At 70.4% G+C, this 16,870-nt stretch carries 15 protein-coding genes; 5 read left to right on the forward strand and 10 right to left on the reverse strand.

Annotated features, from left to right (window positions below; translation table 11 throughout):
- Positions 1–77: 77 nt before the first annotated feature.
- The gene (locus tag MFF22_RS13525; RefSeq protein ID WP_238249494.1) at positions 78–458 is read left to right on the forward strand and encodes a DUF427 domain-containing protein; all 381 of its coding nucleotides are present in this window, start codon (positions 78–80) and stop codon (positions 456–458) included.
- A gap of 111 nt (positions 459–569) precedes the next feature.
- Here the strand turns inward: MFF22_RS13525 and mbfA are convergent, their stop codons facing one another.
- On the reverse strand, positions 570–1,526 hold the full coding sequence (gene mbfA, locus MFF22_RS13530; protein WP_238249495.1) for an iron exporter MbfA: 957 nt from the start codon (positions 1,524–1,526) through the stop codon (positions 570–572).
- Positions 1,527–1,983: 457 nt separating this feature from the next.
- Here mbfA and MFF22_RS13535 point away from each other — a divergent pair, with 457 nt between their 5' ends.
- Positions 1,984–2,232 (forward strand): hypothetical protein, encoded by a 249-nt coding sequence (locus tag MFF22_RS13535; RefSeq protein WP_238249496.1) that lies wholly within the window; start codon positions 1,984–1,986, stop codon positions 2,230–2,232.
- A 145-nt stretch (positions 2,233–2,377) separates the two neighbouring features.
- The gene (locus tag MFF22_RS13540; RefSeq protein ID WP_238249497.1) at positions 2,378–2,965 is read left to right on the forward strand and encodes a cytochrome b; all 588 of its coding nucleotides are present in this window, start codon (positions 2,378–2,380) and stop codon (positions 2,963–2,965) included.
- Positions 2,966–3,067: 102 nt separating this feature from the next.
- On the opposite strand, the gene MFF22_RS13545 is transcribed toward MFF22_RS13540, so the two are convergent.
- Entirely contained in the window at positions 3,068–4,153 is a 1,086-nt protein-coding gene (locus MFF22_RS13545) for an alpha/beta hydrolase (RefSeq protein ID WP_238249498.1), read from the reverse strand.
- A gap of 68 nt (positions 4,154–4,221) precedes the next feature.
- Entirely contained in the window at positions 4,222–6,186 is a 1,965-nt protein-coding gene (locus MFF22_RS13550) for an alpha/beta hydrolase domain-containing protein (protein WP_238249499.1), read from the reverse strand.
- 275 nt (positions 6,187–6,461) lie between these two features.
- Between MFF22_RS13550 and MFF22_RS13555 the strand changes: the two genes are divergently transcribed.
- Positions 6,462–7,724 carry a PQQ-dependent sugar dehydrogenase gene (locus MFF22_RS13555; RefSeq protein ID WP_238249500.1) on the forward strand — a complete coding sequence of 421 codons (1,263 nt, stop codon included), beginning with the start codon at positions 6,462–6,464 and terminating at the stop codon, positions 7,722–7,724.
- A 20-nt stretch (positions 7,725–7,744) separates the two neighbouring features.
- The gene (locus MFF22_RS13560; RefSeq protein ID WP_238249501.1) at positions 7,745–8,338 is read left to right on the forward strand and encodes a c-type cytochrome; all 594 of its coding nucleotides are present in this window, start codon (positions 7,745–7,747) and stop codon (positions 8,336–8,338) included.
- A gap of 644 nt (positions 8,339–8,982) precedes the next feature.
- Here MFF22_RS13560 and MFF22_RS13565 read toward each other — a convergent pair.
- From MFF22_RS13565 to MFF22_RS13595, 7 genes are all read right to left on the reverse strand, one after another.
- Positions 8,983–11,112 (reverse strand): helicase-related protein, encoded by a 2,130-nt coding sequence (locus MFF22_RS13565; protein WP_238249502.1) that lies wholly within the window; start codon positions 11,110–11,112, stop codon positions 8,983–8,985.
- Positions 11,113–11,440: 328 nt separating this feature from the next.
- The gene (locus tag MFF22_RS13570; protein WP_238249503.1) at positions 11,441–11,854 is read right to left on the reverse strand and encodes a VOC family protein; all 414 of its coding nucleotides are present in this window, start codon (positions 11,852–11,854) and stop codon (positions 11,441–11,443) included.
- A 41-nt stretch (positions 11,855–11,895) separates the two neighbouring features.
- A complete protein-coding gene (locus MFF22_RS13575) occupies positions 11,896–12,930 on the reverse strand; it encodes a 5-oxoprolinase subunit C family protein (protein WP_238249504.1) in 1,035 nt (344 codons plus the stop codon).
- Complete coding sequence (gene pxpB, locus MFF22_RS13580; RefSeq protein WP_238249505.1) at positions 12,923–13,657, reverse strand: 5-oxoprolinase subunit PxpB; 735 nt, start codon at positions 13,655–13,657, stop codon at positions 12,923–12,925. The genes MFF22_RS13575 and pxpB overlap by 8 nt, the downstream gene beginning before the upstream one ends.
- Complete coding sequence (locus MFF22_RS13585) at positions 13,650–14,423, reverse strand: LamB/YcsF family protein (protein WP_238249506.1); 774 nt, start codon at positions 14,421–14,423, stop codon at positions 13,650–13,652. Before MFF22_RS13585 ends, pxpB begins: the two co-directional genes overlap by 8 nt.
- 22 nt (positions 14,424–14,445) lie before the next feature.
- Positions 14,446–15,720 carry a Zn-dependent hydrolase gene (locus tag MFF22_RS13590; protein ID WP_238249507.1) on the reverse strand — a complete coding sequence of 425 codons (1,275 nt, stop codon included), beginning with the start codon at positions 15,718–15,720 and terminating at the stop codon, positions 14,446–14,448.
- Complete coding sequence (locus MFF22_RS13595; protein WP_370877575.1) at positions 15,717–16,760, reverse strand: hydroxyacid dehydrogenase; 1,044 nt, start codon at positions 16,758–16,760, stop codon at positions 15,717–15,719. The genes MFF22_RS13590 and MFF22_RS13595 overlap by 4 nt, the downstream gene beginning before the upstream one ends.
- Between the last annotated feature and the right edge of the window lie 110 nt (positions 16,761–16,870).

The raw sequence follows: 16,870 nt of genomic DNA on the forward strand, positions 1-16,870 counted from the left end.
ATGCCGGGTGTCGGGGCTGGCGGGGCGTTCACCGTGGCACCACGTTCTGACGGACTTGTCCTCCTGAGGAGCACGCCATGCCCGAGCGCACCGTCAAGATCCCCGGTCCCGATCATCCGATCACCGTCGCGCGGACCGGGGGCCGCGTGGTCGTCACCGCGGGCGGGCGCGTGATCGCCGACACCCGCGAGGCGCTGACCCTGCGCGAAGGACGGTATCCGCCCGTCCAGTACATCCCGCGCAAGGACGTCGATCTGGCTTCGCTGGCCCGCTCCGCAACCACGAGCTACTGCCCCTACAAGGGAGAGGCCTCGTATTTCAGCATCCCGGACGCCGGCCAGCGGTCGGTCGACGCGATCTGGACCTACGAAACACCGTACGTTGCCGTGGCGGAGATCAAGGACCACATGGCCTTCTATCCCGATCGCGTCGACGCCATCGAGGAACGCGCCGCCTGAGCGACGGGCGCCCCGGGGCGCAGTCGCCGGCTTCCACCTGCCCCCGGGCAGAGGGAAGCCGACCCCCGACGGCCTCTCAACCCTGCGCTCTTGGTCACCGACGATCCGACATCATGCGCTGCCGATCAGGATCCCCGTCGCCAGCACCAGGGCGCCGCCGAGCATGACTTTCGCCGCGGCGGAGAGCGGAGGCGTATCCATGTAGCGCCACTGGATGTAGGCGATGGCCAGGAGTTCGAACACGACCACCACGCCGGCCACGATGGTCGCGGTGAGGAAATCGGGGATTAGGTAGGGGATCGTGTGACCGATCCCCCCGGCGATGGTCATCAACCCGCAGACGAGGCCCCGCAGGAACGGGGTACCCCGTCCGGACAGCTTGCCGTCGTCGGCGAGCGCCTCCGCGAAGCCCATGCTGATGCCGGCGCCGAGGGAAGCGGCGAGCCCGACGACGAAGGCGTTCCACGGATCGTGGGTCGCGAAGGCGGCCGCGAAGACCGGCGCGAGCGTGGAGACCGAGCCGTCCATCAGCCCGACGAGGCCGGGTTGGATGACCTGAAGCACGAAGCGGCGCTGTGCGCTCGTATCCTCCTCCGCCCGGACCTCCCCCGGGAGGCGCGCCTGCTCGATGTCGCCGGCCGTGCGGGCATGGCCCTGCTCCGCCTCGGCGAGATCGCCGAGGAGGCGGCGGATGCCGGCATCCGAAGTCCGCGCGGCGGCCTCGCGATAGAAGCGGGCCGCATCTTCCTCCATCTGCCGGGCATGGCTGCGGACCGCCTCGATCCCCCGCGCGCGGACCTGCCACACAGGCTTGCGGCGCACCCAGCCGCGCACGTCCTCGCGCCGGATCAGGGGGATGTGGTCGCCGAACCGGGCGACGAAGGCGTCGATCAGTTGACGCCGGTGCTCGCTCTCCTCGGCTGCCATGTCGGAGAAGACCCGGGCGCTGTCGGGATAGTCGGCCTGAAGCTCATGCGCGAAATCCGCATAGACCCTGCCATCCTCCTCCTCGCTGGCGATGGCCAGGGCGAGGAGCTCTCTTTCGGACAGGTCGGAAAAGGGACGCATCGTGGAATTCCGTCGTCGGCGGCCATGCGCAGGGAGCCCCCGGTGGGGACGCTGGATGCAGCCATATAATTAGAATCGTTCTAATATGGTGCGCTCTGATCGAGGTCAACCGGCATGGCCGGGCCTGCCGTGACGATGCGAAATTCCGGACGCAGTCGGTAATCAGCAGTCAAATCAGCGCGCTACGCTAACTCGGCCCGTTCGAATGCAGGACATCGCGCCTTCGAGACCTGACTTCGCAGTTTAGAAAAATTCTACTTTCCAGGACGGCCGAGTGGGTCTATGAGGCCTACCGCCAGACGCATCCTCGCGCCTCCGGCCCCACCCCGAAGACCCATGCCTAGCGACAGTCACAGTCGATCGACCGTGCCGCCTCGTCGGTCCGGCTCAAGGGAAGGCGCCCGTCACGGGTGATTCTCTGCCGGTCCGCGTGCGCGGTCCGGTCCTGGAGATCCCCATGCCGATCATCGACCTTTTCAGAAGCGGGCGCGCGACCCGCTGCATCGTCGAAGCGCGCGTTTCGCACGATGCAACGCCCACGAACCTGCAGGCCGTTTGGTCTCGTGCGCCGCTCACCGGGCACCTGGAATGTCGCTGGCGGAGCGCTGCCAGCGTCGTGAACTTGCCGTCCGTCGAACCCCAGGCCGAGGCTGGGTTCGGGGCCGCGGTCGTGGTGTTCACCCGACAGTCGGTGCCATCCCGTTGAGGATCACGGGGAGTTCCGGCGTCAAAGGAAGCAGGCCCACCGGAACACCTCGGGCTGGCTGTACGAGCCAACCCTCCGATGCGACCATCGCGGCCAGCCGCGCCGTCCCATCGAGTCCCTCCCCGGCAGCAGCGGAGTCGCCGCGATGAGTTCGAGCACATCTTCTGTCATCGGCGCCGGGGAGCGGGGAACCCCGACCTACGACAGGGGCACCATCGCCCTGCACTGGCTGACCGCCGGCCTCGTGCTGGTCCTCTGGCTGATCGGCACCTTCCTCGAAGACCTGCTGCCGAAGGGGGCGTTGCGCTCCGGGATCTGGTCGGCCCACTTCGACCTGGGCTTCGTCCTGACCGCACTCATCGTCGCCTTGCCGGTCTGGCGGCATACCGGTGGACGCCAGCTCCCCGTCGACGATCCCGGCCCCCTGCATGTCCTGGCCAAGGCGACCCACGCCGCCCTGTACGTGCTGCTCTTCGTGATCGCCGGGCTCGGCATCGCCAACGCCTTGGTGCGCGGTGTCACCCTCGTGGGGCCGCTGGCGTTGCCGGCCGTCGGCGATCCCGAATGGCGCCGGCCGCTCACCCACTGGCATGGCCTCGCCGCCAACATCCTGATGGCGCTGGCCCTGTTCCATGCCGCGGCCGCCCTGGTCCACCACTACCTCTGGCACGATGGCATCCTGCGGCGCATCCTCCCCGGCCGCGGCGCCCCGCTTCCCCGCGACAGGCGTTGAAGACCGAACGCGGGCCTCACGCGGGACCTCACCCCCCATCGACCGCATTCGGATTCCGGCGCGTCACAGCGGTCTTATCGGGCTACGCCGTGCGCCGCCCCTTCAGCGCTCGAGATGCCGATCCAGGAAGGACGCGATTTCCCCGAACGCCTCTTTGACCTCGGGCACGCGGTCGTCCCGGTAGAACTGCGCATGCGATTGTCCCTCGAACACCTGCAGGACGGCGTCGACCCCGGCCTGCCGCAGCTTGCGATGCATCCGCACGGTGTTCGAGAGCAGGAGGTCGCGCGTGCCCGTGGTCAGGATGGCGGGCGGGAATCCCTTCACGTCGCCGTAGACCGGTGACAGCATGGGGTCGGACAGGTCATGTCCGGCGGCGTAGAATGTCGTGGCGGCGTGGCAGAACCCGTCGGGCGAGACCAGCACGTTGTCCACCAACGCGTTGGTCTGGAACGAGTCGCCGCGCTTGGTCGTGTCCGCCATCGGGGTGCCGGGGGCGATGGCGCCCGGCATCGGCAGGCCGTCCTGCTTGGCGCGCAGCATCATCGCCAGGGTCAATGCCCCGCCGGCCGAACTGCCGAAGACCGCGACCCGACCGGGCGCGGTCGTCCTGAGCACGGCCTTGTAGACGGTCATGCCGTCGTCGAGGGCGGCGGGGAAGAAGGCCTCTGGCGGCATCCGGTAGTCCACGGAGATGACCTTCATCCGGCCGAAGCCGGCGAGCATCATCGCCTCGGGCAAGGCCGCCTCCCGGGGATTGAGGACGTAGCAGCCGCCATGGACATGGATCGCGACCCGGTTCCGGTTCTCGGCGGGGATGTCCGTCGGCGTGATCGTGTAAGCCCGCACGCCGTCGATCAACGTCGCCTCTACGCTCACCCGGAGGCGCTCCGCCATCGGGCCGATCTGCGGCGCGGCCTTCGTCGCGAAGCTGTCCGAGAGCTGCTTCCAGCCTTCGGGGGTCGTCGGCGGCCTGTCCCAGTCCGTCCGCAGGGGCTGGGCGATGATCGCCTGCATCGCCGGACTGACGGTGTCCGGCACCGGGATCGACTTGGCGGGTTCGTCGCGGGGCGGCAGGGGGCTCTGGGTTTGGGTCTGGGCTTGGCTCTGGGCTTGGCTCTGGGCTTGGGCCTGGGCCGCGAACGGGGCGGCGAGGCAGGCGATGATGACCGGGATCGCGGGGCGCATGCGGTTTGTCCTCCCGTGAGGGGGTTACGGATCTGGCGTGAGGGTACGACGGGAGGGGCGCGTGGGGGTCAGGGGCCGGGCGCGTCGCGGGCAGCGGCGACCGACCGGTCCCCGTCCTCCCGCAACATCAACCGCGCCGCCACGAGGCGGTCGACGGCCTGCGACACCGCCGCGACATAGTCCGCCTGGGCGGGATACCGCTCCGCGAGGGAGAGGCGCGGATCGCCCCTGGCTTCGCGGTCGGCCTTTGTCGCGGCGAAGGGGATCATGCTGCCCTCCCGATCGCACAGCTCGCCCGCCGGGAAGGGGTCGGCATAAAGGTTCCATCCGGTTCGGGTGGCCCGGGGCGCCGCGACGTCCGGCAGGCGGATGCCGGCGAGATCGTCCCCGTCCGCGTCGACCTTCGGGACCAGCGGCCGGTACTGCGGGCCGGCTTCGGGATGGGGATCGACGTAGGTCGCGAACCGGGCGATCGCGTTCGGAGCGGCGGCGGCGGGGATCCCCGGGATGTAGGGGAAGCCGGTATCGACCGCCTCAACGAGGGTGCCGTCGGTCAGACGCGGCACCCGGCTGTCCGGCGGGGCCCGTCCGTCCCGGACCCAATCCTCCAGGTCGACGAGGAGCGCGCGCAGGGCCGGCCCCGGATTGAGGGTGTTGCGCCGGTAGGCACACGGCCCCTTGTCGGACGTCAGTCCCGAGCGCCCGTAATGGAAGCCGCTCGCGATCAGGAAGGCGCGCGCCGTGTCCGGCAGGACGACGTCGTGCCGGCCGAGGGGATCGGTGGTCAGGAGCGAGGCGCCCTTCTGCCAGTACTCCGTGCTCGTGTTGGTCTCGATCAGGAGGGGGTCGAAGCCGTCGCCGCGCAGGAGGGCGCCGCTCTCGCCGGTGACCGGGTCGTGCTGGGCCGCCGCCGAGAAGGGGAAGGCATTTTCTGGGTAGAGGTGATCCTCGTGCTGCGTGTTGGTGCGGGACGGCTGTCCGAAGCGCGCGTTGAGGAACACGCCGCCGACCCCGGCGATGTGGGACAGCACGCCGTCGAACACGCGATGGCCCGCCTCGTCACGGTTGAACCCCTGATGGATGAAGTCCCGCAGGAAGCGTCCGCTCTGCGAGATGCCCAGGGCGACCGTGTGCCGGATGGCGCCCCCCGCCGGGTTGGCGCCGCCCGCGGCGTCGCCCCGCAGATACGCCACCACGTCGCGGGTCGCGGCGAAGCCGATGCCGAGCACCTTCGGGCCGGTTGCCCGGTAGGTGAACATGTACAGGGAGCCGGGCTCCGGCTTCGCGCCCGCCGGCAGCAGCCTGAGCTGCTTGGGTCCGGCGAAGGCCCAGGCCTCCCGCGGCACGTCCCGCGGCGCATCCGCCTCCCGCCGGCGCAGGGTGAGGTTCGCCCCCGCCTGATCGAGGCTCGCGCTGTTGAAGGTGAGGTAGAACGGCGCCTCGGTCGGTCCGCGGGTGCCGCTGACGAGCTCGTCGCGGACCGTCTCGACGATGGGATTGCCGTTCCGGGTCGCGACCGGGACGTCGATCGCCATGCCACCCTGCTGGCGCAGGGCGTCCGCCTCCCAGCCTGACCAGACGATGGTGTCGCCCCGCCGGAGGACGAGACCGGTGCCGGCATCGGCAGCCGTCTTGGGGTCGTTCACGGCCTGGGCCGCCTGGGCGGGGGCGTCCAGAACCCAGTTGAAGAGGAACTTGCGGCCGCGGTTGAGGGCCTCGTAGAGGAGGGTTCCGCTCCCGCGGGAGGGGTCCTTGGGGCGCAACATGAACAGGTCGGTGTGGTACTCGACCATCCCCCGGGCGTTGCGCGGCGCCAGCACGAGGTCGGTGATGCCGCTGTTGGCGGGATCGGCGGGGTCGAGTTCGCCGCTCGCGGTTCCGATCACCCGCTCATAGGGCCCGGCATCGCCCCATGCGGCCCCGTCCGCGAAGGGTTCGACCGTCCGGATATCGAGGGACGTGATCCGCGACTGCGCGGCCGTCGCGACGAGGCTGCAGCCGACTGCGCCGAGGATCGCCCACGTCACCCGCATGATCGCTTCCGCCCCGATTCCGCCCGGCCGTCTCGCCCGGTCTTCGGGTCGACAGATAGGGCGATGCCCGATCCGTCGACGGCACCGGCGCACCCGCCGCTTGGCGTCCGGGGCGATCTGTCAGGTTCGAAGGCCGCACCGGCCCGGGGGATGACGATGGCGCCCGCCTGTCGTCCCCGCGTCACGTCTCCGGCTCGTCAGGGGATGCAACCAGAGGCTAGGAGGATCCGGCAAGCCGGGCCAACCGGCAGCACGATGTCGTTCGGGAGAGAAACATGACGCCGGCCCAGTCTCGCGGCCTCGCCGCCGCCCTCGCCTGCCTCGGGCTCGGTGCCCTCGGACCGCTGCCGGCCGCGGCTCAGGAAACGAAGGCGACCGCCGCCCCGCCGCCGACCGTCCAGGCGGACAAGGGCTCGGCGCTCTATGGCCGCCCGGACGGGACCGGCGCGGCCAAGCTCGCCCCCGTCGCCGGACCGCCGCTGCCGACGCCGGCCGCCAAGCTGCCCCTCGACAAGCTGAAGGTGGCCGACGGCTTCAAGGTCGAGCTCTATGCCAGCGGCCTCGCCAACGCCCGCTCGATGACCCAGGCGCCGGACGGGACCCTGTTCGTCGGCACCCGGACCGTCGGCAAGGTCTACGCCGTCCTCCCACAGGCCGGCGCGGACGGGACGCACGAGGTCAAGACCATCGCCTCCGGTCTGCATCGCCCCAACGGCGTCGCCTTCCACGACGGCGCCCTCTACGTCGCGGAGCTGTCCAAGATCTCGCGCTACGACGACATCCTCAAGCACCTGGACGGCGGCGAGCAGCCCCAGCTCGTCACCGACGACCTGCCCAAGGACGAGGCCCACGGCTGGAAGTTCATCGCCATCGGGCCGGACGACAAGCTCTATGTGCCGGTGGGCGCCCCGGGCAACATCCAGCTTCCGCCCGACACCCATGCGCAGATCCGGCGGATGGACCTCGACGGCAAGAATGCCGAGGTGATCGCCCGGGGGGTGCGCAACTCCGTCGGGTTCGACTGGAACCCGACGACCAAGCAGCTCTGGTTCACCGATAACGGGCGCGACTGGGTGTCGGAAGATATCCCCAACGATGAACTCAACGTCCTGACGGAGCCGGGCAAACAGCATTTCGGCTACCCCTTCTGCCACCAGGGGACCTTTACCGATCCCGAATACGGCTGGGGCCATTCCTGCAGCGAGTTCACCGCGCCCGCCGCCCTGCTCGGTCCGCATACCGCCTCGCTCGGCATGCGCTTCTACACGGGGACCCAGTTCCCGGACGCCTACAAGGGCGCGATCTTCATCGCGCAGCACGGATCGTGGAACCGCACGACCAAGCTCGGCGGGGATGTCCTCGTCGCCAAGCTCGGACCCGACGGAAAGGTCGCCTCGACCGAGCCGTTCCTGACCGGCTTCCTGCAGGACAACAAGTATGCCGGACGCCCCGTCGATGTCCTGGTCGCCAAGGACGGCTCGCTCCTCGTCTCGGACGACTACAACGGCGCGATCTACCGCGTGAGCTACGCCAAGTGAGGGGTTTTTCGAGGGGTTTCTTGAGGGGCTTGGCGGGGCTGTTCCAAGCCCTGCCCGGCCTCGCCGCCGCCTCTCTAGCCGGGACCGCGATCGCGGCCCCGGCCGCCGACGCCCCCGTGCCGGAGCGGCTCACGGCCTGCGTCGCCTGTCACGGCGCCGGGACCTCTGCGAGCGAGGGCGTCCCCTCGCTCGGGGGCCAGCAGGGGGATTACGTCGTCACGCAGCTCTTCCAGTTCCGGGAGAAGCAGCGGGAGGCGGCGCCGATGAACGACATCGCCGCCGGGTTCTCTGACGACGACCTCCGGGCCTACGGTGAAGCCATCGCGACGCTGCCGGCACCGGAATGGTCCGGCCCGCCCGCCGATGCCGCCCTCAAGGAGCGGGCGCAGGCCGCCATCGCCAAGCACCAGTGCACGTCCTGCCACGGGGCCGACCTCGCGGGCCGGGACGCGATCCCGCGGATCCGGGCCCAGCGGGAGGAGTATCTCGCCAGGGCGCTTTCCGCCTACAAGTCGAACGCGCGGCCGGGCTACGACCCGGCGATGAACGAAGTCGCCCAGGACCTCAAGGACGACGAGATCCGCGATCTTGCCGCCTATATCGCGAGGCTGTGAGACTTTCTCGGACGAAAGATTCACACGCGTCTCTCGCTGCCCCTGTCGGCTTTTGAGGGCGCTTTGATCCTGCGGCGACGACCGCCGCGGGTCTAAAGCGGGAGAACAGTTCAGACTGGATTTCAGCCACCCCGCTTCCCGCAAGTCCTCCTGGCCGACGCTGCCGTTTTCCCAACCGGGGGATCATGTCGATAGCGCCACAGGGATGGACCTTTGCGCTGCACACCCTGTTGGTCCCGTAGATTCATCCGCTGAATCGACGGGGGCATACACATGGCCGAGCGACATTCGACCCAAAACGGGCAGCACGACACGGCGCATCTGCCGATTTATTTCGCATCCATCGGGAGCGTCGGCTTAATGCTGGCCGCCCTCGCGGTGATGATGACCGGGCAGATGGCGAATTCGCCTGTAACGGGCAAGGCGCGCGCCATCGGTGTGCCTGTCAGTGACAGCGCAGCTAGCTCTGCACCCTCTCCCCGGTAGATCGCTCGGCAGTGCGCGGGGGGATCGGGACCCTGTCGAAGATTCATATCAAGGCGGTGACGAACGCCTGTCTTGGATCCTGGTGCGGCACGATCCCGAAGCGTGCCTGACGGCAGGACGCGCAACCGATGACCAACTCCGCTCGTTCGAAGGCCCCTCTACCGTTTCACGCCCGCGGCGATCGTCTGCGAGGCCGTTCTCTGAAGTTGAGCCTCGATTGCCGCATTGGCACGGCTGCGCAGTGCCTTCGTCGCTTCCACCTCGTCGAACGTGTCGGGGAAGCGTCGACCCAGCCAGAGATAGGCCGCGGCGAGTTTGACCGTCCGCTCGAGGTCGTCGAGTTCACCGTCGACACGGGCCCGCAACGCGGGGACGAAGGTGCCCGCCGCACGGGCTTGGACCCAGCGGTCGAGAACCGCTTTGGACACGGTGTCCCGTCGGTCGATCGGGGCGACGGCGAAGGCAAAGGCCTCGCGGATCGGGAGCCGCGCCTTGTCGACGGCGCGGGCGGCCTCCAAGGCCTCCTCCATCTCGGAAGGCTGGAACGGCGAGCCGTCGTAGAAGGTCGCCCGTGAGAAGTGGACCAGCACGTCGGCGAGCGATGCGGTGCCGAGTTCCAGGGCCGCCGCCTCGATCGCGATCAGGTCCGGCCTGACGTAAAACCGGGTGTCGGCGGCGGGCGCCGTCGGGGCCCCGGCGAGGGCGTCGCGGATCGGCCCGAGGCTCGCCTCGTCCGTGGCCGAGACATGCCCCTCGTCCTGATGGCCGAAGCGTCCGGCCCGGCCGGCGATCTGCCGGATTTCCGGGTTGGTGAGCGAGCGTGTCGTCGTGCCGTCCCATTTGGTGACCGCCGAGAAGATCACCCGCTTGAGCGGCCCGAGGTTGAGGCCCATGCCGATCGCGTCGGTGGTGACCAGCGCCTCGGCCTCACCGTCGCGGAACCGTTGCGCCTCAGCGCGACGCACCTCCGGCGACAGGGCGCCATAGATCGTCGCGACGCTCCGCCCCTCCGCCACCAGGGTCTCGCGGATCTCGTGGACAGCCCGGCGCGAGAAGGCGACGACGGCGTCTCCGGGCTGCACGGCTTCGAGGGGGACGGGCGCCTCCAGCGCCACCAGCGGCGTCTTGCGCGCGAAGGTCACCACGTCGAGGGATTCGCCGGCCGCCTCCGCCGCGCGGCGGACATGCGACAGGGCGTCGTCAGAACCGCAGACGATGACCGTCTTCGCCGGGATCCCGAACAAGGCGTTGGTCCAGGCCCAGCCCCGATCGGGATCGGACAGCATCTGGATCTCGTCGATCACCGCGACATCGACCGGGCGGCGCAGATCCGCCGTTTCGATGGTGCGCGCGGTGTGAGTGGGATCGGGCTCGCCCAGAACCTCCTCGCCGGTGACCATGCCGACGCGGAGGCCTCGCTCCAGCAGGGCTTCGTAGTTCTCCAATGCGAGCAGCCGAAGCGGCGCAAGATAGGTGCCGGTCGGCGCCTTCGTCAGCGCTTCGAGCGCCGCGTAGGTCTTGCCGGAATTGGTCGGCCCCATGTGGAAGATGATCCGCCGGTTCAGCCGGCGGGCGGGCACGAACTTGTCGATGTAGCCGCCGAAGCCGACCCGGTCGCGCAGGCGCCGCCTGCCGGATTCCTCGCGCGCCACCACCTTCGCCCGGGTGCGGACGGTCTTGAGCGTGTCGCCGATGACGTGGGTGAGGTTCGGCGACGGTGTAAAGATCCGTGCGCGGAGCGACCGATCCAGGTGCGCGATGTAGGTCGGCGCATCCGCACCGATCTTGTGAAGGTCGTCGCGGATCTGGCCGCGCAGCCGGGCGACCGCCTGACGCAACCGGCCCTTGAGTTCCGTGTCGGTCGCGGCGAGAGCGGCGCGCAGGCCATCCAGCCGTCGTGTCGGGTCGCCGCCCAACGCCATCTCGTCCAGGATCTCGGCGGCGGTCTCCCCGGGTGGAACGTCGATGCGGAGATCGAGGCGGCCATCGTCCAGGAGGGGGATGCTCACCCGAAGCCGCCACACGAGGGCGGCGTCGCCCCCCGGTTCAGACCGCAGCGCCGGGACCGTCGACCGCAGTGCGGAGACGCCCGTCTCGGCGAAGGCGCGTCGCGCATGACCGTCCCGGAGGGCGGCGGCCACCGCGTCGTCCTCCGCGAAGCCGTTATACTCGGGCAGGTCCATGCGCAGGCGCAAGGCCTCGCGGTCTACCGCCGCGGCCCCGATGCCGAGCCGATGCAGGGCGTCCGCCAGGAGGTCGGTCGTCAGGTGGTTGCGCTTGCGGGCCATGCCCCACCTTTTCGGTCGGGCGGCCGCAGATCAAGCACGCGGTGAGGCCGAACCCGCGTGAGAGCCTGCGTCGTGTTGTGCTGTCGCCGTGCCTTCCGAGGGGGACACCGTCACCGGCCCGGGGCGGCCTTCGGGACGCACCGCCCGATGACGCCGTGCCGGATCGCCCACGTGCGCCCTCTCGGACGCTCCGCCTCGAGCCCACTGCGGTCATCCGCGCGCCGCCCTCGCTGTTCTGAGAGCGGAGGGTCGATCAGGACGCACCCCCATGCTCCGAGCGCCGCGGGCTCGACTGCTCCGGACCGTGGAGACTATTTCCCAATGCAATTCAGTGTTCGAAGACTCCACCGAGATCCCGGAAACCCTTGATTTCGATCGGGTTGCCGCTCGGGTCGAAGAAGAACATCGTGCGTTGCTCGCCGGGTTCACCTGCGAAACGGACCACCGGGGGGATGTCGAACGCGACGCCCTCGGCCTCGATGCGGGCGGCCAGCGTCTCCCAGGCGTCGAGGGGCAGCACCACGCCGAGATGCGGCATCATCACCCTGTGGTGGCCGACCTGTCCGGTCCGGGTCGTCGCGAAGGGCTCGCCCAGGTGCAGCGAGATCTGATGGCCGAAGAAATCGAAATCCACCCAGGTTTCCGTGCTGCGCCCCTCACGGCATCCGAGAACGCCTCCGTAGAAGCGGCGCGCCGCGTCGAGGTCGGTGACATGGTAGGCGAGGTGGAACGGTGTGAGCATCGTCGGTCTCCTGATGTGTCGGTGATGATGGCGGCGTGCCCTCAGGCGGCCGAACCGGTGGGGCTCGCCGAGACGACACCGTCGATGAGGTTGCAGGACAGCAGGAATGCGCTGTCGAGATCGAGGCCGCCGGCCGGCACCAGGGCGGCCAGCCGTGCGGCGAGGGTGCGTCTCGCCCCGCGGGCGAGGGACTGGGCCGCCTCGACGGTGACGGCCTCGAACCGGATCGTCTCCCCCGGCCGCACCTGTGCCAAACGGCCGAGATCGGCCGAGATGACCGTGGCGATCTTCGGGTACCCTCCGGTGGTATGGCGGTCGGCAAGCAGGATCAGCGGCCGCCCGTGGCCCGGCACCTGGATCGAGCCGTTCACGATCCCGTCCGAGACGATGTTGAAGCCGTCGGCATGGGCGATCGGTGGCCCGTCGAGGTGACAGCCCATCCGGTCCGCCCGCCCCGTCAGCGTGTAGGACGCGGACAGGAAGGTGCGCAGCCCCTCCTCCGTGAAGCTGTCCGCCTGAGGCCCGAGCACCACCCGGATCGGGCCGCCGAAGCGAGGCCGGTGCGCGGGCGGCAAGGTCAGCGACCGCCCCGTGGGCCTCGGGGCATGCAACGGCAGCAGGTCGCCCGCGGCGAGCGAATGCCCGTCGAGGCCACCGAGAAGGGTGCGGGTGTGGGTCGAGACGCTGCCGAGCATCGGCGCCACGGCGAAGCCCCCTGCCACCGCGAGCCAGGCGCGCAAGCCCTGACGCGGGGCGCCGAAGGTGAGCCGGTCGCCGCGCCGCAGGTCGTGGGCGGTGAATGGATCGAGGGCGCGCCCGTTCAGGCCCATCGCGAACGGCGCTCCGGCCAGGGCGACGCGGCATCCCTCCGCCTCGCAGACCAGGGTTGGGCCGAGCATCGCCATCTCGATGGCTGCCGCGTCGGCGGGGTTGCCCACCAGGGCGTTGGCCAGCGCCAGGAGGTCGGGGTCCATCGCCCCGGAGCCCGAGATGCCATAGCGCAGGTATACCTGCCGCCCGGCATCCTGAAGGGTGGTGGCCACGCCGGGCGCGAGGATCCGCAAGCCCTCAGCCATCGATCCGCTCCATCGTCGCGACGGTCTCGCCGGCGAGGGCCGCCGCGCTCATGGCGTCGAAGGCGGCATGGCCGATCGGCTCGAACCGGATCAGATCCCCGGCAGCGAAGAGGAACGGCTCGGCCCGCGCCGGGTCGTAGGAGCGCGCGGGCGTCTGGCCGATGAGCTGCCAGCCGCTCGGCAGTTCGAGGGGCGGCGAGACGCCGGTCTGGTTGCCGCCGATGGACACGCTGCCCGCCGGGATTCTGGGGCGTGGATCCGTGCGCCGGCTCGCATGGATCCGGGGATCGAGACCGCCGAGATAGGCGAAACCGGGGGCGAACCCGATCATGTGGACGCGGTAGTCGCAGCCGGCATGGAGGCCGATCACCTCCGCCTCGCTCAGTCCGGCCGCCGCCGCGAGGGAGGCGAGGTCGGCCCCGTGCTCGCCGCCATACAGCACCGGCACCCGCCAGCGGCGCACCGCACCGGCCCTTGTCACCGGAGGCGGCCAGTGGGTGGCGATCAGCGCGACCAGGTCGGCCCGGGGCAGCCGGTCCGGATCGTAGAGGACGAGAAGCGAGCGATAGGTCGGCACCGTCTCCAGCAGGCCCGGCCGCCCGGCGCCACGGATCGCCTCGTCGAGGGCGACCACCTGCGCGTTGATGACGGGGTCGACGGCGCGCCCGAGCTCCACGGTGAGCGCCCGGTCGCCGCAATCGAGCAGCCGGTAGGCGGGCTCAGACACCGAGCACCTCGGCCATCGGGCGCAGGGCGACGCCCTTCGCGGCGACATCGTCCCGCAGGCGGCGGGCCAGGGCGACGGCGCCCGGCGTATCCCCGTGGACGCAGATCGTGTCGATCCGCGTCGGAATGCGCCGCCCGGACAGGGCTGTGATCGCCCTGTCCTCCAGCATCCGCGCCACGCGCTCCGCAACGGCCCCGGGATCGTGCAGGACGGCGCCGGGGAGCTTGCGCGAGACGAGGGTGCCGTCATCGGCATAGGCCCGGTCGGCGTAGACTTCACGGGCGATGGGCAGGCCGAGCCGCTCGCCGGCCCGCTCCGTCTCGAGGCCGGGCATCACGACGAAGATCAGGTCGCGGTCCAGCGTCCGGATCGCCCGGGCGACGGCGAGGGCGAGGTCCACATCCTCGTTGGCCATGTTGCCCATCGCCCCATGGGTCTTCACGTGGCGCACCGGGCAGCCGGCATCCTGGGCCAGGGCCAGGAGGGCGCCGACCTGATAGAGGACCGCCTTCTCGATATCCGCCGGGCGCTCGCCGTGGATCGGCCGCCGGCCGAACCCCCAGAGATCGAGGAAGCTCGGGTGGGCGCCCGCCTGTACCCCGTTCGCGGCGGCGAGGCGCAGCGTCTCGTGCATCACCAGCGGGTCGCCGGCATGGAAGCCGCAGGCGATGTTGGCCGAGGTCGCCACGGCCAGCATCTCCGCGTCGTCGCCGAGGCGGTAGACGCCGAAGCCCTCGCCCATGTCGCAGTTCAGATCGACGATCATCGGTGCATCCTTTCGCGCGGGTTCACTCGGAGGCGACAAGGTGGGCGACCAGGGTCGCGGCGGCGCAGAGATCCTCGATCCGCATCGCCTCGTGCGGATTGTGGCTGCCGTTCTGGTTGCGGATGAAGATCATCGTGCTCGGCACGCCCTGGCCGGCGAGGGTCGCGGTGTCGTGCCCCGCCCCGCTCGCCATGGTCCGGAACGGGATCGCGAGACGGCGGGCATGGCCCGACAGGGCTTCGATCAGGGCCGAACTCATCCGCGCCGGGGTGCTGCCCGTCCGTTCGCCGAGGGCGAAGCGCACGCCGCGAGCCGCTTCGATCTCGGCGACCCGTTGGGCTAAGGCCGCCTCGATCCGGTCGAGCAATGCGGGCTCGGTGCTGCGCACGTCGAGGCAGAAGCGGACCTCCCCCGGGATCTTGGCGAAGGCGTGCTGGACGGGATCAGTGCCGACCTCGCCCAGCGTGATCGTCGCCGGGCATCCTTCCTGCTCCAGCCGGCCCCACAGGGCATCGAGGCCGGTGATCAGGTCGGCGAGGGCGAAGACGGCGTCGCTGCGCTCGCTCCGCGCCACGGCGCCGGAATGGCCGTAGCGCCCGAAGCAGGCGGCCTTCCGGTAGCGAAAGCTGCCGCTGATCGCCGTGACGAAGCCCACCGGGATCCCGGCCTCCTCCAGCGCCGGCCCCTGCTCGATGTGCATCTCCACGAAGGCGTGGATCCGGGTGGGGTCGAGCAGCCTTTCCCCCCGCGCCACCGCGTCGGGGTGCAGGCCAAGCGCGGCCATGTGCGCGCGCAGGCTGCGTCCGGAATCGGTGCGGGGCAGGTCGAGGGTTTCGGGCGGCAGCAGGCCGAAGGCGGCCCGGCTCCCGACATAGGAGGCGGGGAACCACACGCTCTCCTCGGCCCGGAACACGGCCACCGTCACCGGGCGCACGGGCACGAGCCCCGCGCGGCGCAGGGCCTCGACGGCCGCCAGGGCGCCGATCACCCCAGCCGCACCATCGAAATTGCCGCCGTGGGGCACGGTGTCGACATGAGAGCCGACCATCCAGGGTGCCAGCGCCGGGTCGCGCCCAGGCATGGTCAGGAAGAGGTTGCCGGCCGCATCGGTGTCCGGGCTTAACCCCAGCGACAGCCCGGTCGCCCTCATCAGGGCATGGGCCTGCTCTTCCCCCTCTCCATAGGCGGCGCGGGTGACCCCGGGCTCGTCGCGGCTGAAGGACATGAGCCGCGCGAACAGGCCGGCGCAGAAGTCCGGGTCGATGGCGAGGCCACCCGCCGCCCCGAACCCGCTCATGCCGAGACCCCGGCGGACGACTCACGCTGCCGCCGCCGATCCCAGGCCGCCGGGTTGACGAGGTTCGGCGGGCGACGGCCGGCGAGCACGTCGATCACCTGGCCCGCGACCCGCTCCGCGGCGCGGATCAGGGCCGCCTCGGTGGACGCGGCGACATGGGGTGTGAGGATCACCCGCCGCTCTCGGTGGAGCGGATGATCGTGCGCGAGGGCGTCCCCCGACACCACGTCGAGCCCCGCGCCGGCGATGGTCCCGGCGGCGAGGGCCTCGGCCAGGGCGTCCTCGTCCACGAGGGCACCCCGGGCGGTGTTGATCAAAAAAGCGCCAGCCTTCATCCGGCCGAGCTGATCGCGACCGATCAGGCCACGGGTCTCCGCCGTGAGCGGCAGGTGCAGGGAGACCACGTCGGCCCGGGCGAGGAGGTCCGGCAGGGAGGCGGCGCGATCGGCTCCCAGCGCCTCGAAATCCGCATCCGGCCGCGTCGGGCCGTAGGCGAGCACCTTCATGCCGAGCGCCCCCGCCAGCCGGCCGGTCGCCTGTCCGATGGCCCCGAACCCCACGAGACCCAGCGTCAGACCGGCGAGCTCCACCAGCCGCGCGCCGTAGCGGAAATCGTGGTCGCCCTCCCGCATGGCGCGGTCGGCCTGCGGGATCGCCTTGGCGAGGGCGAAGATGAGGCCGATCGCGTGCTCGGCGACGGACAGGGCGTTGGCGCCCGGCGTGTTGACGACCACGATCCCCGCCCGCGTCGCTTCGGGCACGGCCACGGGGTCGGTCCCGGTACCGTGGACCCCGATCACCCTCAGCCGGGGCGCAGCCGCCACCGCTTCGGCGGGGAAGCCGCCGTTGCGGGTGATGACCGCGACGCAATCGGCCGCCTCGCGGGCGAGAGTCGCCGGGGCGAGGCTCGTCGCGGACCGGATTGCGAGCCCCGCGTCCCGGAGGCGCGCGAGCCCGGCTGCGTGGATCGGCTGAACGATGAGGCAGATGCCGGACGCCCCCGTGGAGGGCCGGACCGGGTCAGAAAGCTCGTTGAACACGTTCGAGGCAGCCCTGCTCAAAAATACCGCTTGAATGCCATTGGTATACCGAGGAAGCTATCTCAGCACTCAAATGTTGGCAACGAAAAAAGCGCAATCAGATCCAGAAA

The sequence above is a fragment of the Methylobacterium persicinum genome (assembly GCF_022179525.1).
Taxonomy (GTDB): domain Bacteria; phylum Pseudomonadota; class Alphaproteobacteria; order Rhizobiales; family Beijerinckiaceae; genus Methylobacterium; species Methylobacterium persicinum.